The sequence below is a fragment of the Burkholderia sp. Tr-862 genome (assembly GCF_011753085.1).
GTDB lineage: Bacteria > Pseudomonadota > Gammaproteobacteria > Burkholderiales > Burkholderiaceae > Burkholderia > Burkholderia ambifaria.
The window spans coordinates 1-14,746 of sequence record NZ_VWWG01000156.1 but is presented as its reverse complement, the minus strand read 5'-3'; the positions used below and the strand labels follow the sequence as shown (position 1 = coordinate 14,746).

13 protein-coding genes, 1 other RNA gene and 1 pseudogene are annotated in these 14,746 nt (G+C 66.9%); 7 read left to right on the top strand and 8 right to left on the bottom strand.

The annotated features are described in order from the left end of the window. From F3J14_RS28175 to lipA, 5 genes and pseudogenes are all read left to right on the top strand, one after another. Positions 1 to 325, top strand: a pseudogene (locus F3J14_RS28175) (ATP-NAD kinase); the annotation flags it as partial. Positions 326 to 423: 98 nt separating this feature from the next. After that, the gene (locus F3J14_RS28170) at positions 424 to 1,407 is read left to right on the top strand and encodes a thiamine pyrophosphate-dependent dehydrogenase E1 component subunit alpha (RefSeq protein ID WP_166725745.1); all 984 of its coding nucleotides are present in this window, start codon (positions 424 to 426) and stop codon (positions 1,405 to 1,407) included. A gap of 68 nt (positions 1,408 to 1,475) precedes the next feature. Further along, positions 1,476 to 2,480 carry an alpha-ketoacid dehydrogenase subunit beta gene (locus tag F3J14_RS28165; protein ID WP_166725744.1) on the top strand — a complete coding sequence of 335 codons (1,005 nt, stop codon included), beginning with the start codon at positions 1,476 to 1,478 and terminating at the stop codon, positions 2,478 to 2,480. A gap of 4 nt (positions 2,481 to 2,484) precedes the next feature. Beyond that, positions 2,485 to 3,600 (top strand): acetoin dehydrogenase dihydrolipoyllysine-residue acetyltransferase subunit, encoded by a 1,116-nt coding sequence (locus F3J14_RS28160; protein WP_166725743.1) that lies wholly within the window; start codon positions 2,485 to 2,487, stop codon positions 3,598 to 3,600. A gap of 2 nt (positions 3,601 to 3,602) precedes the next feature. Beyond that, a complete protein-coding gene (gene lipA / locus F3J14_RS28155) occupies positions 3,603 to 4,568 on the top strand; it encodes a lipoyl synthase (RefSeq protein WP_166725742.1) in 966 nt (321 codons plus the stop codon). Between the two features lie 15 nt (positions 4,569 to 4,583). Here the strand turns inward: lipA and F3J14_RS28150 are convergent, their stop codons facing one another. The 8 genes from F3J14_RS28150 to trxA form a co-directional block, all read right to left on the bottom strand. Continuing rightward, a complete protein-coding gene (locus tag F3J14_RS28150) occupies positions 4,584 to 5,939 on the bottom strand; it encodes an MATE family efflux transporter (RefSeq protein ID WP_166725746.1) in 1,356 nt (451 codons plus the stop codon). Between the two features lie 2 nt (positions 5,940 to 5,941). Further along, entirely contained in the window at positions 5,942 to 7,699 is a 1,758-nt protein-coding gene (locus F3J14_RS28145; RefSeq protein ID WP_166725741.1) for a glycosyltransferase family 39 protein, read from the bottom strand. 216 nt (positions 7,700 to 7,915) lie between these two features. Continuing rightward, positions 7,916 to 8,179: a type B 50S ribosomal protein L31 gene (locus F3J14_RS28140; RefSeq protein ID WP_006761151.1), complete on the bottom strand. Its 264-nt coding sequence runs from the start codon at positions 8,177 to 8,179 to the stop codon at positions 7,916 to 7,918. Between the two features lie 158 nt (positions 8,180 to 8,337). Next, positions 8,338 to 9,168: a M90 family metallopeptidase gene (locus tag F3J14_RS28135; protein WP_166725740.1), complete on the bottom strand. Its 831-nt coding sequence runs from the start codon at positions 9,166 to 9,168 to the stop codon at positions 8,338 to 8,340. Between the two features lie 38 nt (positions 9,169 to 9,206). Beyond that, entirely contained in the window at positions 9,207 to 10,763 is a 1,557-nt protein-coding gene (locus F3J14_RS28130) for an MFS transporter (protein WP_166725739.1), read from the bottom strand. Beyond that, a complete protein-coding gene (locus F3J14_RS28125; protein ID WP_166725738.1) occupies positions 10,760 to 11,260 on the bottom strand; it encodes a MerR family transcriptional regulator in 501 nt (166 codons plus the stop codon). The genes F3J14_RS28130 and F3J14_RS28125 overlap by 4 nt, the downstream gene beginning before the upstream one ends. Before the next feature lie 131 nt (positions 11,261 to 11,391). Continuing rightward, positions 11,392 to 12,654 carry a transcription termination factor Rho gene (rho, locus tag F3J14_RS28120; RefSeq protein ID WP_006753675.1) on the bottom strand — a complete coding sequence of 421 codons (1,263 nt, stop codon included), beginning with the start codon at positions 12,652 to 12,654 and terminating at the stop codon, positions 11,392 to 11,394. A gap of 194 nt (positions 12,655 to 12,848) precedes the next feature. Continuing rightward, complete coding sequence (gene trxA, locus F3J14_RS28115) at positions 12,849 to 13,175, bottom strand: thioredoxin TrxA (RefSeq protein ID WP_006402348.1); 327 nt, start codon at positions 13,173 to 13,175, stop codon at positions 12,849 to 12,851. 403 nt (positions 13,176 to 13,578) lie between these two features. Between trxA and ffs the strand changes: the two genes are divergently transcribed. Together ffs and dnaX are read left to right on the top strand one after the other, a co-directional pair. Further along, an RNA gene (gene ffs / locus F3J14_RS28110) (signal recognition particle sRNA small type) lies at positions 13,579 to 13,677 on the top strand. Positions 13,678 to 13,804: 127 nt separating this feature from the next. Further along, positions 13,805 to 14,746 (top strand): DNA polymerase III subunit gamma/tau (gene dnaX, locus F3J14_RS28105; RefSeq protein ID WP_348772021.1); only part of this gene is annotated, 942 nt, incomplete at its 3' end.

Genomic DNA, 14,746 nt, shown 5'->3' with positions numbered 1-14,746 from the left:
CAGCGCGCCGCACGGGCTCGCGATGCGCTTCGCCGCCGACGGCAACGCGGCCGGCACGCCGCTCGTCGCGCCGATCGCACCCGGCCGCGTCGATCGCGTCGTGATGCGCAGCTGCGAGCGGCTCGAGCCCGGGGCGTGGCAGACGATTCCGTTCGAGCGCGGCACGCTCGCGTTCGACGGCGAGCGCGAGATCGAGGTCGCGCGAGGCGATCGCTACGAGATCGCGCTCGACTGGCGCGGGCCGCTGACCGTCGATGTGGGACGCACGCTGCGTTACGCGTCGTCGCGTCAGGTGTTGCGCGACGCCGGCGCGTGGCGCGGCTGACGGCAGCTTCACGTTTCACCGACGGCCGCAGGCCGTGCAATCCGTCGCCGGGGCCGTGCCGCGGCGGCATTCGCAGTCAGACCTACCAGGAGACACACATGACCGTTTCGACACAGCTCAGCAGGGACAAGCTGCTGGACGCCTACCGGCTGATGCGCACGATCCGCGAATTCGAGGAACGTCTGCACGTCGAGTTCGCGACCGGCGAAATCCCAGGCTTCGTCCACCTGTATGCGGGCGAGGAGGCATCCGCGGTCGGCACGATGCTGCACCTCGGTCTCGAGGACTACGTCGCGACCACGCACCGCGGGCACGGCCACTGCATCGCGAAAGGCGTCGACGTGCACGGAATGATGGCCGAGATCTACGGCAAGAAGACGGGCGTTTGCCACGGCAAGGGCGGCTCGATGCACATCGCCGACCTGTCGATGGGGATGCTCGGCGCGAACGGGATCGTCGGCGCGGGCGGTCCGCTCGTGTGCGGCGCGGCGCTCGCGGCCAAGCACAAGAAGACCGGCGGGGTCGGCGTGTGCTTCTTCGGCGACGGCGCGTCGAACCAGGGCGTGATCTTCGAATCGATGAACCTCGCGTCGGTGTGGCGGCTGCCGGCGATCTTCGTGGCCGAGAACAACGGCTATGCGGAAGCGACGGCGTCGAGCTGGTCGGTCGCGACCGACAACATTGCCGATCGCGCGAACGGTTTCGGGATGCCCGGCGTGATCGTCGACGGCTTCGACTTCTTCGCGGTGCACGAGGCGCTCGGCGAAGCGGTCGCACGCGCGCGCAGCGGCGGCGGCCCGACGCTCGTCGAGGTGAAGTTCACGCGCTACTTCGGCCACTTCGAAGGCGATGCGCAGACCTATCGCGCGCCGGGCGAAGTGCAGAAGCTGCGCGACGAGAAGGACTGCCTGAAGCATTTCGAAACGCGCGTCGTGCGCGCCGAGGCGCTGACGACCGACCAGCTGCGTGCCGTCGATGCCCAGGTGAAGACGCTGATCGACGACGCGGTCGCGCAGGCGAAGGCCGCGCCGCTGCCGGACGCGGCCGACCTGCTGGCCGACGTGTACGTGTCGTACCCGTGAATGCGATGTGACACGGCAGCCCTCAGTTGGCGGCCGGCACGGCGAACCGAATATCCCAGGAGACAGACATGGCAAGGAAGATCACTTATTCGCAGGCGATCAACGAGGCGCTCGCGCAGGAAATGGCGCGCGACGACAGCGTGATCGTGATGGGCGAGGACAATGCAGGCGGCGCGGGTGCGCCGGGCGAGGACGACGCGTGGGGCGGCGTGCTCGGCGTGACGAAGGGGCTGTTCCACAAGTTTCCGGGCCGCGTGCTCGACACGCCGCTGTCGGAGGGCGGCTACATCGGCGCGGCGGTCGGTGCGGCCGCATGCGGGATGCGGCCCGTCGCGGAGCTGATGTTCATCGATTTCATGGGCGTGTGCTTCGACCAGATCTTCAACCAGGCCGCGAAGTTCCGCTACATGTTCGGCGGCAAGGCCGTGACGCCGGTCGTGATCCGCGCGATGTACGGTGCCGGTTTGCGCGCGGCCGCGCAGCATTCGCAGATGCTCACGTCGCTGTTTACGCACATCCCGGGGTTGAAGGTCGTGTGCCCGGCGACGCCTTATGACGCAAAGGGGCTGCTGATCCAGGCGATCCGCGACGACGATCCCGTGATCTTCCTCGAACACAAGCTGCTCTACACGCGTGAAGGCGACGTGCCTGAGGAATCCTATGCGATTCCGTTCGGCGAGGCTAACGTCGTGCGCGAAGGCGACGACGCGACGATCGTCACGTACGGCCGGATGGTGCATCTCGCGACCGACGCGGCCGCGAAGCTCGCGAAGGATGGCATCCAGGTCGACGTGATCGACCTGCGCACGACGTCGCCGCTTGACGAGGAAACGATCCTCGAAAGTGCGGCGCGCACCGGTCGCGTGGTGGTCGTCGACGAGGCGAACCCGCGCTGCTCGATCGCGACCGACATCGCCGCGCTCGTCGCACAGCGCGCGTTCCGGACGCTCAAGGCGCCGATCGAGCTCGTGACCGCGCCGCACACGCCCGCGCCGTTCGCCGGCGTGCTGGAAGACCTGTATATCCCGTCCGCCGACGCGATCGCGCAGGCGGTACTGAAGACGAGGAGCTGACACGATGTCGATTCACATGATCACGATGCCCAAGTGGGGGCTGTCGATGGAGCAGGGGCAGGTCAACGGCTGGCTGAAGGCAATCGGCGAGCGCGTGACGAAGGGCGACGAAGTGCTCGACGTCGAGACCGACAAGATCTCGTCGGGTGTCGAGTGCGCGTTCGACGGCACGCTGCGCCGGCAGGTCGCGCAGGAGGGCGAGACGCTGCCGGTCGGTGCGCTGCTCGGCGTGGTGGCGGCGGCCGACGCGAGCGATGCCGACATCGATGCGGCGATCGCCGAATTCCAGCGCGATTTCACGCCGAGCGCGGCCGCTGACGAAGCCGGGGGCCCGCAGCCCGAGAAGGCGCAGATCGGCGGACGCACGATCCGGTTCCTGAAGCTGGGCGATGGCTCGGGCACGCCTGCCGTGCTGATCCACGGCTTCGGCGGCGACCTGAACAACTGGCTGTTCAACCATGCGGAACTCGCCGCGCATCGGCCCGTGTGGGCGCTCGATTTGCCTGGGCACGGCGAGTCGGCCAAGGCGGTCGACACCGGCAGCCTCGATGAACTGGCCGACGCGGTGCTCGCGCTGCTCGACGCGCAGCATATCGACCGCGCGCACCTGATCGGCCATTCGATGGGCGGCGCGGTTGCGATGGCGGCGGCCGAGCGTGCGCCGCAACGCGTGGCGTCCTTGACGCTGATCGCGAGCGCCGGGCTCGGCGCCGACATCAACCGCGGCTACATCGACGGCTTCGTCGCCGGCAACAGCCGCAATACGCTGAAGCCGCACCTCGGTGCGCTGTTCGCGGACCACGCGCTCGTCACGCGGCAACTGGTCGAGGACCTCGTCAAGTACAAGCGCCTCGAAGGCGTGCGGGCCGCGCTGGAGAAGATCGCGAATGCTGCGTTCGACGGCCCGGCACAGCGGCGCGTGTTCCGCGACCGCGTCGCGTCGCTCGCGCCGCGCACGCTCGTGATCTGGGGCGAGCGCGACCAGGTGATTCCCGCGCAGCATGCGCAGGGCTTGCCGGACGGCGTGCGGGCCGAGGTGATTGCGGGCAGCGGTCACATGGTGCAGATGGAGGCGGCTGCCGACGTGAACCGCCTGATCGTCGCGTTTCTCGGAGACTGACGATGGCCGCCGCGCTCGAACGACCCAGCCTCACCGCGCTCGGCCAGCCGGGCGCGAGGAGCCGCGACAAGCTCGCGCGCATTCCGGTGCGCGTCGAGCCCGCGGCCGGCGCGGCGCTGCCGAAGCCGCCGTGGCTGCGGGCGCGGCCGATGATGAGCGGGGCGGTCGCCGACATGGCGGCCGTGCTGCGCGATCACCGGCTGCATTCCGTGTGCGAGGAGGCAATGTGCCCGAACATCGGCGAATGCTTCGCGCAGCGCACCGCGACCTTCATGATCATGGGCGGCCTGTGCACGCGGCGCTGCCCGTTCTGCGATGTCGCGCACGGCCGTCCCGAACCGCTCGATCCCGGCGAGCCCGCGCGGCTCGCGGCCTCGGTCGCGGCGCTCGGGCTGCGCTACGTCGTGATCACGTCGGTCGATCGCGACGACCTGCGCGACGGCGGCGCCGCGCATTTTGCCGCCTGCATCGCGGCGGTGCGCGCGAGCGTGCCGGGCATCGGCGTCGAGGTGCTGACGCCCGATTTCCGGGGCCGCGTTCCCCGTGCGCTCGAGGCGTTGTCGTCGGCGTGGCCGGACGTGTTCAATCACAACATCGAGACGGTGCCGTCGCTGTATCGGGCGGCGCGGCCCGGCGCTGACTATCGCGGCTCGCTCGAACTGCTCGCGCAGGCGAAGGCCGCGCGGCCGACGCTCGTGACGAAATCGGGATTGATGCTCGGGCTCGGCGAGCGCGACGACGAGGTGCGCGACACACTGCGCGATCTGCGTGCGCACGAGGTCGACGTATTGACGCTCGGCCAGTATCTCGCACCGTCCGCGCACCATCTGCCGGTGCGGCGCTACGTGAGCCCCGACGCGTTCGTCGCGTGGCGCGACGAGGGGCTGGCGCTCGGTTTCAGGGAAGTCGTTGCCGGCCCGCTCGTGCGGTCGTCGTATCACGCGGCTGACGTGCTGGCGGACGCGTAGGCCGCGGGCAGCGGGTCAGGCGCCGCTGGACAGCTGCGCGCGGCTGACGCGGCGCAGGTAGAGGGCGAGTCCCGCACCGGCGAGCATCAGGCTGATCGTGTTCGCGAACCAGAAGCCGCGCGCACCGGTCAGCCATGCCGGTGCGATGCCGCCGATGTCGAAGCCGAGCACATAGCCGCCGCCGAGCCCGACGCCCCACAGCGCGACCGCGTAGATCACGGTCGGCACGACCGCGACCTTGTAGGCGCGCAGCACGAACGCCGACGTGATCTGCAGCGCATCGAAGAAGTGATAGCAGGTGACGATCGCGACCAGCGGCAGCGCGGCGGCCACCACGGCCGGGTTCGGCGTGTAGCCGCTGACGATCAGCGGACGCAGCGTGAACACGAGCACGCCGTATGCGGCCGCGATCCCGCACGCGAGCATCACGCTGTGCCGGCCGAGCAGGCGCGCCTCGTCCGGACGGCCGGCACCGAGCGCGCGCGCGACGAGCGTCGATGCCGCGACGCCGATCGACAGCGGCGTCATGTACAGCACCGCGCTGATGTTGCCGGCGATCTGGTGGCCGGCGAGCGTCGTCGTGCCGAACTGTGCGATGAAGAGCGCCATGCACGTGAACGACGTGACCTCGATCAGATACGACAGGCCCATCGGCACGCCGAGCTTGAGGATCGCCTTCTGGCGCACCCATACGGGCCAGCAAAAGCGCGAGAAGATCGCGAGCGGCGAGAACACGTCGAGCTTCGCGAGCAGCGTGAAGCCGATCAGCGCGAGCGCCCAGTTGATCAGCGTGCTCGCGAGCCCGCAACCGGGGCCGCCGAGGGCCGGCACGCCGAACCCGCCGAAGATGAACCACACGTTGAGCGGAAACTTGAGCAGCAGCGCGCCGATCTGCAGGATCATCGCGAGGCGCGGCTTGCCGGCCGCGTTGGTCAGCGCGTTGTAGATCCGGAACACGAGGCTCGCCGGCAGGCCGTACGACAGGATGCGGAGGTAATCGACGGTGCGCTCGTGCAGCGCGGGCGGCGCGTGGGCGATGTGCAGCAGCGGTTCGGGAAAATGCAGCAGCAGGAAGCCGGGCACCGCGAGCATCAGCGCGAGCCACAGCGCCTGGCGGACTTCCTCGCCGATCTCGGCGTAGCGCCGGGCGCCGTACAGCTGCCCGGTGATCGGCTGCAGCGCGGACAGGATGCCCGTCATCCCGATGTAGATCGACACGTAGATCGACGAACCGAGCCCGAGCGCGGCCAGGTCGATGGCCGAGTAGCGGCCGACCATCGCCGTGTCGATCACGCCGAACGCGATGATCGCGAGCTGGCCGACGAGCACCGGCCACGCGAGACCGACGATCCGGCGGATGTCGGCGAACATCGTCAATCGACCGTCCTGCGGCGCGGGCCACGGCGCTTGACGGGCGTCGTCGGCCGCTCGATGCGCTCGTACAGGCGGAAGCGCTCGTCGCGGTCGGCAACGCGGCGGCCTTCCCACACGAGACGCCACACGTATTGCGACATCGCGCTCGGCTCGCCGAAGTCCGCGCGGTCCTGACGCAGGATCACGTCGCACTCGCCCGAGAATTCGAAGTGCATGTCGCCGAAGTACGCGAACGTCGCGATCTGCGCATCACCGAGCCGCACGGGTGAGATGCACGCATAGTCTTTCGGCAAATGCGACGCGATCTGCTGCGCGACGTCGCTGTAGGTCCGGCCGTAGTTGACGATCGGCAGCCACAGCGTCATCAGCAGCACCCACATCAGCGTGGTGCCCGCGCCCGACAGCACGACGCTGCGCCACAGCACCTTCGGCTGGCGCGAGATGCGCCAGCGCGCAAGCAGGCACCAGCACACGGTGACGATCACCGCGCAGATGAACGACAGGATCTTGAAGTGCGGCTCGTAGCCCGGCACGAGGCGCGCGAGGTTGCGCGCGAGCGGATGCGGGAAGCCGGTGAGCGATGCGAGCCACACGAGCCACACGAAGGTGCCGAGGATCGTGAAGCTCAGCACCGCGAACCAGTCGATCGCGTTGATCGCGCCGCGTTTGAGCGTGGGCAGCGCGAAGGTGGCGAGCACCGCGAGCGGCGGCAGCAGGAGCATGTACATGCGGTTCGACTGCTGGCTCTGCAGGATCACGAGCGCGACGAGCGGCACGACGACCGACAGCGGAATCGCGATATGCGCGCGGCGGCGCATGCCGGCCCAGCTCCACCAGGCCCAGATCGCGAGCGGCCACGCGGGCCACGTGAAGAGCGGCAGGTTCTTCGCCGCATAGCCAAGCACCGCGGTCGGCGGGCCCGAGAAGCGCATCAGGCTGCCGTGGATCCATTGGTTGAAGAACCACGCGGCGTCGTCGGGCGCCGCGTTGAAGGCGGCGAGCGGCCACAGCGCGGAGATCGCGGCCGCGAGCGGCACGCCGATCAGCGGCAGGCGCAGGTTGCGCATCTCCGGCGTGACGAGCCACAGCGCGGCCGTGCCGGCGAGCAGCGCGACGACGAGTACCGGGTTGCCGGACAGGGCGACGAGGCCCATCGCGACCCCCCACCACAGCGCGCCCTGCATCGGTTTGTCGATGCCACGCACGATGCCGTACACGAGCATCGCGATCCACGCGAACTGGGCGAGCTGCGGCGTCGTTTCGTGGCCGCGCTCCGCGAGCCCGAAGCACGCGACGAGGATCAGCAGCGCGCCGTCGGCGAGCGTGCGGCCGTAGTCGCGCGGCTCCGGCTCGCCGCCGAATGCATACTTGAACGGCTGGACCTCGGCACGCCGGCCGAGCAGGTAGGCGGCGTACCAGACGAACGCGCACGCGACACAGAACAGCACGCCCGTGTCGACGCGCGACGCGTTGCTCGCGTCGACCCACGGCGCCAGCGCGCGGATCGACAGCGCGCCGAGCCAGTAGCCGAGCGGCCCGTCGGTCGTGATGAACTTGCCGACGAGGTTCGGCAGCAGCCAGTCGTGCCAGCCGCCGGTGGCCATCGTCCACATCACGCCGAAGCCCGCCGCGTCTTCGTTCTTCCACGGGTCTCGGCCGAACAGGCCGAACGCCGCGTAGACGAGGCAGAGCGTAAGCAGCAGCCAGCGCGGCAGCGCACGCGTGGCGGAGGCGGTGAGACGGACGACAGGCTTCATGCAGATGAGCGTTTTGTTATGGGCGGCCGGCGCGGGCGCGCGCGGTCGAGCCGGTTTCTAGCATCCGGCATTGTAGACGTGCCGGATGTTGCGCGTCAGGGGGTTCCTCGGGGCGCCGGCCGGCGGTTGCCGGGCGAGCAGAGACAAAAAAGGGCAGCCTGGGCTGCCCTTTTGTGCGATACCGGTGCGTTGCAACCACCGGATGCGGCGCGAAGCTTACTTCGCGAGTTTGCCGCTGGCGCGTGCGCCGAACTTGTTCTTGAACTTCTCGACACGGCCTGCCGTGTCCATGATCTTTTGCTGGCCGGTGTAGAACGAGTGCGATTCCGACGACACTTCGATCTTGGCGAGCGGGTAGGTCTTGCCGTCGAGTTCGATGTTTTCACGCGTCTGGATCGTCGAGCGCGTGATGAACTTGAAGCCGTTCGACATGTCTTGGAAGACGACTTCGCGGTAGTTCGGGTGAATGCCTTCTTTCATGGTCTTTCCTTGGTGAGAGCGGTAGCCAACCCGCCGCTTGCCGTGTCGGAGCGCACAGTGCGCCTGCCAGACGACGCCAAGCCCGGCGCGAGCCACTTGCCTAAGGTCGAAAAACGGCGATTATGCCAGAAAATCAGATGGTTGACGATTAATTTTCATCACGTGCCGAGGGCGCCCGTCCGGGCCGGATCCTGCCGGTAGTAGCGCGCGAGCAGCCGGTACAGCTCTGGAAATTCGGACTCGAATGCGCGCGGCCGCACGAACAGCGCCTCGCTGCACACCGCGAAGAATTCCGACGGGTGGTCGGCCGCATACGGATCGATCAGCGATTCCCGCTCGAAGCGCGCCCATGCGCGGTCCGGCACCGCATCGACGCGTGCGCAGAACTGGTCGTACGCATGCTCGAACACGTCGGCCCAGGCCTGCGTGTCGAGGTGCGGCGCGTGCCAGCGGCGAAAAAGGGGCGGATAGCCGTCGGCCTCGCCGTTGACCATGTCGATCTTGTGCGCGAACTCGTGGATCACGACGTTATACGCGTCGCGGCCGTCCGTCATCTGCGCGTCCTCCCACGACAGGATCACCGGGCCGCCTTCCCACGCTTCGCCGCTCGCGTCCTGCTCGACTTCATGGACGACGCCGTCCTCGTCCTGCACGGTCTTGCGGATCACGAATTCGCCCGGATACACGACGACGCCGACCCAGCCGTCGTACAGCGACAAATCCAGATTCAGCACGGGCAGGCATGCCTGCGCGGCGATCGCGACGATCATTTCGTCGGTCAGCTCGAGCCCGTGCGCGGTCGAAAACGATTTCTTCGCGATGAACAGGCTCGTGAGCTCGCGCAGCCGGCCCAGGTCGCCGGGCGTCAGCGCGGCGAGGAACGGCAGGCGCGCAACGGTGTCCTGCCACAACGCATCGGCAATCGGATGGCTGCGCAGCGCGCGGTCGCGGCGGCGGTCGTCGAACCAGCGGGTCAGTTTCGAGAGCATGGAGGCAGCGCAGGAATATCCAAAGCCTGTCTTTTAACTCAATCGATCTCTTTTTGCCATGCCGCGAAGAGGCCGCCGACGAGCGCGACGCCCGCGAGGAAATAGAAGCCGTCGAGCGACGCGAGGAACGACGCCTGTTGCGCGACCATCCGCGCGATCGACGCGATCGCGAGGGCGTGCGCGTCGTTCAGTGCATGGCCGGCTGCCGCATAGCTGCGCGTGAGGGCGTCGACGGTCTGCTGGAACAGCGGATCGAACACGTTCGCGCGCTCGACGAGCCGCGTCTGATGCACGGCCAGCCGGTGCTGCTCGACGATGATCACCGACGACGTAGCGAACGAGATCGTCAGTTGCCTTACGATGTTCTTCAGCCGGTAGCCGTGCGTGTATTCGTCGATCGCGAAGATGCGGAACGTCAGGTTCGCAACCGGCAGCACGATGAACAGCAGCAGCAGCCCGCGCAACAGCAGCGGGCCGATCAGTGCGGCCTCGCCGACCTGCGGCGTCATCCGCGTCATCCACAGCGCGGCGGCGATCGCGATCGCGAAACCCGGCACCACGAACCATTTCTTGTGCGTGACGTGCTTCGCATAGCGCAGATAGGCGAACAGCGCGGTCGCCGAGATCAGCGACATCGTGCCGACCAGGCGCCCGGCGTTCTCGACCGGATAGCCGAGCCCGCCTTCGAGCAGGCGGGAGGTCAGGTAGCTGAAGCCGGTCGACTCGTAGTAATAGAACATGTACAGCAGCAATCCGACCTGGAACGTGCGCTCGCGAAACGCATGCAGCCGCACGAGGGGCGTCGGATGGTTCCACTGGTGATAGGCGAACCACGCGAGCGCGCCCACGCCGACGAGCGTCAGCATGATCAGCATCGGCGAGCCGCTGTAGAGCTGGTAGTGCACCTGCTGCAGCACGATCTGCAGCGCGCCTTGCGCGAGCGCGAACACGATGTACGGCCAGAAATGTCCGGAGCCGCGCCCGTCGTCGGGCGTCCTGCCCGAATCGGGCAGCGTGAGGAAGGCAAGGATCGCGAACGCGATACCCGCGGGCGCCGTGCACGCAAACAGCGCGCGCCACGTCGAATGCGCGACGAGCAGCCCGCCGACGATCGGCGCGAGCGCGCTGCCGAGCAGGATCATGATCAGGAACGCGCGCGTGGCGGGCGGCCGCTCCTGCGGCTTGAAGCTGATCTGGATCAGGATCCGGCACGCACCCATCATCGGGCCGATGAAGTAGCCCTGGAAGCCGCGCGCGAACGCCAGCTCGAGCGACGTGTCGGCGAATGCCGCCGCGATCGCGCCGAACGAGAACATCAGCATGCAGCCGGCGACGTAGCGGCGATGTCCGAGCCGGTCGACCCACCATTGCTGCTGCAGGATGCCGAGCACGGCCGTGACCGCATAGGCGCTGGATGACCACACGAGTTCGTCGGGCGACGCGTTGATGCCGCCTGCGATGTAGCTGGCGAAGAACGAGAAGACTGCGTTGTCGAAGTAGTCGATGCCGGTGACGAGTGCGAGCGCCCACGGGAAGAGGTCCGCGCGCAGGTTCGCGCGGCTCCACAGCGGCGATCGACCGGGCGCGACGTTCATTCCCGGTCCTTGCGCGCGCGGCGCGTGCCGGCTTGGGCCTGCCGCTGCGCGATCAGCGCGTCGGGATTTTCGCCCGCAAGCCGCCGCTCGATGTAGTCGATGTCGTGCTGCAGTTCCTTGCGCAGTGCGACGGCTTCCTTCAGTTCGCGCTGGACGGCCGCGATCCGCTGGTCGAGCGTGTCGATCTGCTCGGCGAGGCCCGTACGGATGTCGCGCAGCGACGCGTCCGAATAGCGGCGCCGGCCGTCGCCCGTTTCTTCCAGCGGGCGCTTGAGCATTTCGGTGATGCCGTGCAGCGAAAAGCCGAGTGCGCGCAGCCGCAGGATGCGGGCGAAGCGTTCGAGATCGGCTTCATCGTAAAGGCGATAGCGGCCGCCGCTGCGCGACGGCGTGACGAGTCCGCGTTCCTCGTAATACTTCAGTGTGCGCGGCGTGACGCCGAGCCGCGACGCGGCGTCGCTCACGGTCAGCAGCGAGGGAGAGGCGTCGTTCGGCATAGGGGTGGCGGGCTTCGGTCGGGGCGATGGCGCGATTATAGATCAACCTGTACGTTCACGTACAGGTTGGGCCGAAAAAACGGCCGCCGGGCGAAACGCGCGGGCGGCCATTCGTTGCGGGGCGAGGGGGATCAGCCGCCGCGGCGCATCAGGTCGAAGAACTCGGAGTTGCTCTTCGTCTGACGGATCTTGTCGAGCAGGAATTCCATGGCCTCGACTTCGTCCATGTCGTGGATGAACTTGCGCAGCACCCAGATCTTTTGAAGGATCTCGGGCTTGATCAGCATTTCTTCGCGACGCGTGCCCGACTTGTTCAGGTTGATCGACGGATAGACGCGCTTTTCCGCGAGGCGGCGCTCGAGGTGCACTTCCATGTTGCCGGTGCCCTTGAACTCTTCGTAGATCACGTCGTCCATGCGGCTGCCGGTTTCGATCAGCGCGGTGCCGATGATCGTCAGCGAGCCGCCTTCCTCGATGTTGCGCGCCGCGCCGAAGAAGCGCTTCGGGCGCTGCAGTGCGTTCGCGTCGACACCGCCCGTCAGCACCTTGCCCGACGCCGGGATCACGGTGTTGTAAGCGCGTGCGAGACGCGTGATCGAGTCGAGCAGAATCACGACGTCGTGCTTCATTTCGACGAGGCGCTTGGCCTTCTCGATCACCATTTCGGCGACCTGCACGTGACGCGTGGCCGGTTCGTCGAACGTCGACGCGATGACTTCGCCGGCGACCGAGCGCTGCATTTCGGTCACTTCTTCGGGGCGCTCGTCGATCAGCAGCACGAACAGGACGACGTCCGGGTGGTTCTGCTTGATCGCGTGTGCGATGTGCTGGAGCATCACGGTCTTGCCCGACTTCGGCGACGCGACCAGCAGGCCGCGCTGGCCCTTGCCGATCGGCGCGATCATGTCGATGATGCGGCCCGTGACGTTCTCTTCGCCGCGCATCTCGCGTTCGAGCGCCAGCGGCTTGTTCGGGTGCAGCGGCGTGAGGTTCTCGAACATGATCTTGTGTTTCGAGGCCTCGGGCGGCTGCCCGTTGACTTTGTCGACCTTCACCAGCGCGAAGTAGCGCTCGCCGTCCTTCGGCGTGCGGACTTCACCTTCGATCGTGTCGCCGGTGTGCAGGTTGAAGCGGCGAATCTGCGACGGGCTGATATAGATGTCGTCGGTACTCGCGAGGTACGACATTTCCGGCGAGCGCAGGAAGCCGAAGCCGTCCGGGAGTACTTCGAGCGTGCCGTCGCCGAAGATCGTCTCTCCCGTCTTGGCGCGTTTTTTGAGAATGGCGAACATCAGCTCCTGCTTGCGCAGGCGGTTCGCGTTTTCGATCTCCAGGCCATTGGCCATTTCGATCAGTTCGGACACGTGCAGAGACTTGAGCTCGGATAAATGCATACGGAGAACCCGCCAGGGAGGAGAAGCGACGAAAAGAAATAAGGGAGGAGGGCGAGCGGAGGCGCTCTGAGACTTAATGCGTCTTGTAGACGTTTTTTGATTCTAGCATACGCTGATTCTTGCCTGAGCGGCCGATCGGCGGCTTGGCGGCGGACGTGTTGTCGGTTGACAACACGTCCGAGGAACGGCCCGTATTACAGGTGGCTGTCCAGGAATGCGGTGAGCTGCGACTTCGACAGCGCGCCGACCTTCTGCGCGGCGGCCGCGCCGTTCTTGAACAGGATCAGCGTCGGGATGCCGCGTACGCCGAACTTCGCAGGCGTCGCCTGGTTGTCGTCGACGTTGATCTTCGCGATCTGCAGCTTGTCGCCGTAGTCCTTCGCGACTTCGTCGAGGATCGGGGCGATCATCTTGCACGGGCCGCACCATTCGGCCCAGAAGTCGACGAGCACGGGCTTGTCGGATTTGACGACGTCCTGTTCGAACGATGCGTCGCTGATGTGTTTGATCTGTTCGCTCATTGGGTCAATACCTCTTACGGTTCGGGGACTGCCTGCTTGGCGCGTTGCGGCGCTCCGGCGGCCTGACGGCTGCCGGCCGCTGCGGCAGGTCACTCCGCTCTCCGGAAGGAAGGGCGTAGGCGCTGCATGGCGCGGCTCGCGGGTCGTTCGGGCGTCATATTAGCCTAAATTGCTATCTGCTGCGGGCGGCGATAGTAGCCGCTACGCGAGTAGGGGTACGACGCGCCGTTCGACCGTTGTGTTCCGAAGGTGGAGGCCCGCATGCAAAATACAAGAGCCGCGGTCATTCACTGCGTGCTCGCCCCGGTTTCACGCGCCCATGCGCGCGCCGGTTTGCTCGATCGCTCGCATTGTTGCGAACAAACGGTCGCATTCGACCGGAAGCGGTGATAGAATATGCCGTGACGGGCCTCCTCGCATGGTGGGGCGGTGAACCTGGTCAGGTCGGGAACGAAGCAGCCACAATCGTTTTCTGCCAGTGCCGAGGGTTGGGCTCGTCACCTTTCCTCTCGCCCCGTTCGTTGGGCGTTTTTTATTTCTGCGTCATTCTCCGTTTTTCCTGCGCTTTGCCCGTTTTCCGCACCGTTTCGCGTGTCGGCGCGACGCAGCGTTACTGATACAATTTCCCGATGACCTATCAAGTTCTCGCACGCAAGTGGCGTCCGAAGGATTTCGCTTCGCTCGTCGGCCAGGAGCACGTCGTCAGGGCGCTCACGCACGCGCTCGACGGCGGGCGTCTCCATCACGCCTATCTGTTTACCGGAACCCGCGGCGTCGGCAAGACGACGCTGTCGCGGATCTTCGCGAAGGCGCTCAACTGTGAAACCGGCGTCACGTCGCAGCCGTGCGGCGTGTGCCGCGCGTGCCGCGAAATCGACGAGGGCCGCTTCGTCGACTACGTCGAGATGGACGCGGCGAGCAACCGCGGCGTCGACGAGATGGCTGCGCTGCTCGAGCGCGCGGTGTACGCGCCCGTCGATGCGCGCTTCAAGGTCTACATGATTGACGAAGTGCACATGCTGACGAACCACGCGTTCAACGCGATGCTGAAGACGCTCGAGGAGCCGCCGCCGCACGTCAAGTTCATCCTCGCGACGACTGATCCGCAGAAGATTCCCGTCACCGTGCTGTCGCGCTGCCTGCAGTTCAACCTGAAGCAGATGCCGGCCGGGCACATCGTGTCGCATCTCGAACGGATCCTCGGCGAAGAGCAGATTTCGTTCGAGCAGCAGGCGCTGCGCCTGCTCGCGCGCGCCGCCCAGGGCAGCATGCGCGATGCGCTGTCGCTGACCGACCAGGCGATCGCCTATTCGGCGAACGAAGTGACCGAATCGGCGGTGTCGGGCATGCTCGGCGCGCTCGACCAGACCTACATGGTGCGCCTGCTCGATGCGCTCGCGGCCGGCAACGGCCCGGAGATCCTCACGATCGCCGATGAGATGTCATTTCATGCAATGGCTCGACACGCGCAGCGTCGTGCCGGTGATTCGTCACATGCATACGCAGGCCGACGCGCTGCGCCGTGCGGAAGTCGAGAAGGCGCAGAAGCTGCTCGCGCGCGGCGACGATCC

Excerpts from the sequence above, each read along its gene's own strand:
- F3J14_RS28140 (WP_006761151.1), bottom strand. The coding sequence starts at position 8,179 with ATGAAAGAAGGCATTCACCCGAACTACCGCGAAGTCGTCTTCCAAGAC.
- rho (WP_006753675.1), bottom strand. The coding sequence starts at position 12,654 with ATGCATTTATCCGAGCTCAAGTCTCTGCACGTGTCCGAACTGATCGAA.
- F3J14_RS28160 (WP_166725743.1), top strand. The coding sequence starts at position 2,485 with ATGTCGATTCACATGATCACGATGCCCAAGTGGGGGCTGTCGATGGAG.
- lipA (WP_166725742.1), top strand. The coding sequence starts at position 3,603 with ATGGCCGCCGCGCTCGAACGACCCAGCCTCACCGCGCTCGGCCAGCCG.
- F3J14_RS28170 (WP_166725745.1), top strand. The coding sequence starts at position 424 with ATGACCGTTTCGACACAGCTCAGCAGGGACAAGCTGCTGGACGCCTAC.
- F3J14_RS28130 (WP_166725739.1), bottom strand. The coding sequence starts at position 10,763 with ATGAACGTCGCGCCCGGTCGATCGCCGCTGTGGAGCCGCGCGAACCTG.
- F3J14_RS28165 (WP_166725744.1), top strand. The coding sequence starts at position 1,476 with ATGGCAAGGAAGATCACTTATTCGCAGGCGATCAACGAGGCGCTCGCG.
- F3J14_RS28135 (WP_166725740.1), bottom strand. The coding sequence starts at position 9,168 with ATGCTCTCGAAACTGACCCGCTGGTTCGACGACCGCCGCCGCGACCGC.
- F3J14_RS28150 (WP_166725746.1), bottom strand. The coding sequence starts at position 5,939 with ATGTTCGCCGACATCCGCCGGATCGTCGGTCTCGCGTGGCCGGTGCTC.
- trxA (WP_006402348.1), bottom strand. The coding sequence starts at position 13,175 with ATGAGCGAACAGATCAAACACATCAGCGACGCATCGTTCGAACAGGAC.
- F3J14_RS28145 (WP_166725741.1), bottom strand. The coding sequence starts at position 7,699 with ATGAAGCCTGTCGTCCGTCTCACCGCCTCCGCCACGCGTGCGCTGCCG.
- F3J14_RS28125 (WP_166725738.1), bottom strand. The coding sequence starts at position 11,260 with ATGCCGAACGACGCCTCTCCCTCGCTGCTGACCGTGAGCGACGCCGCG.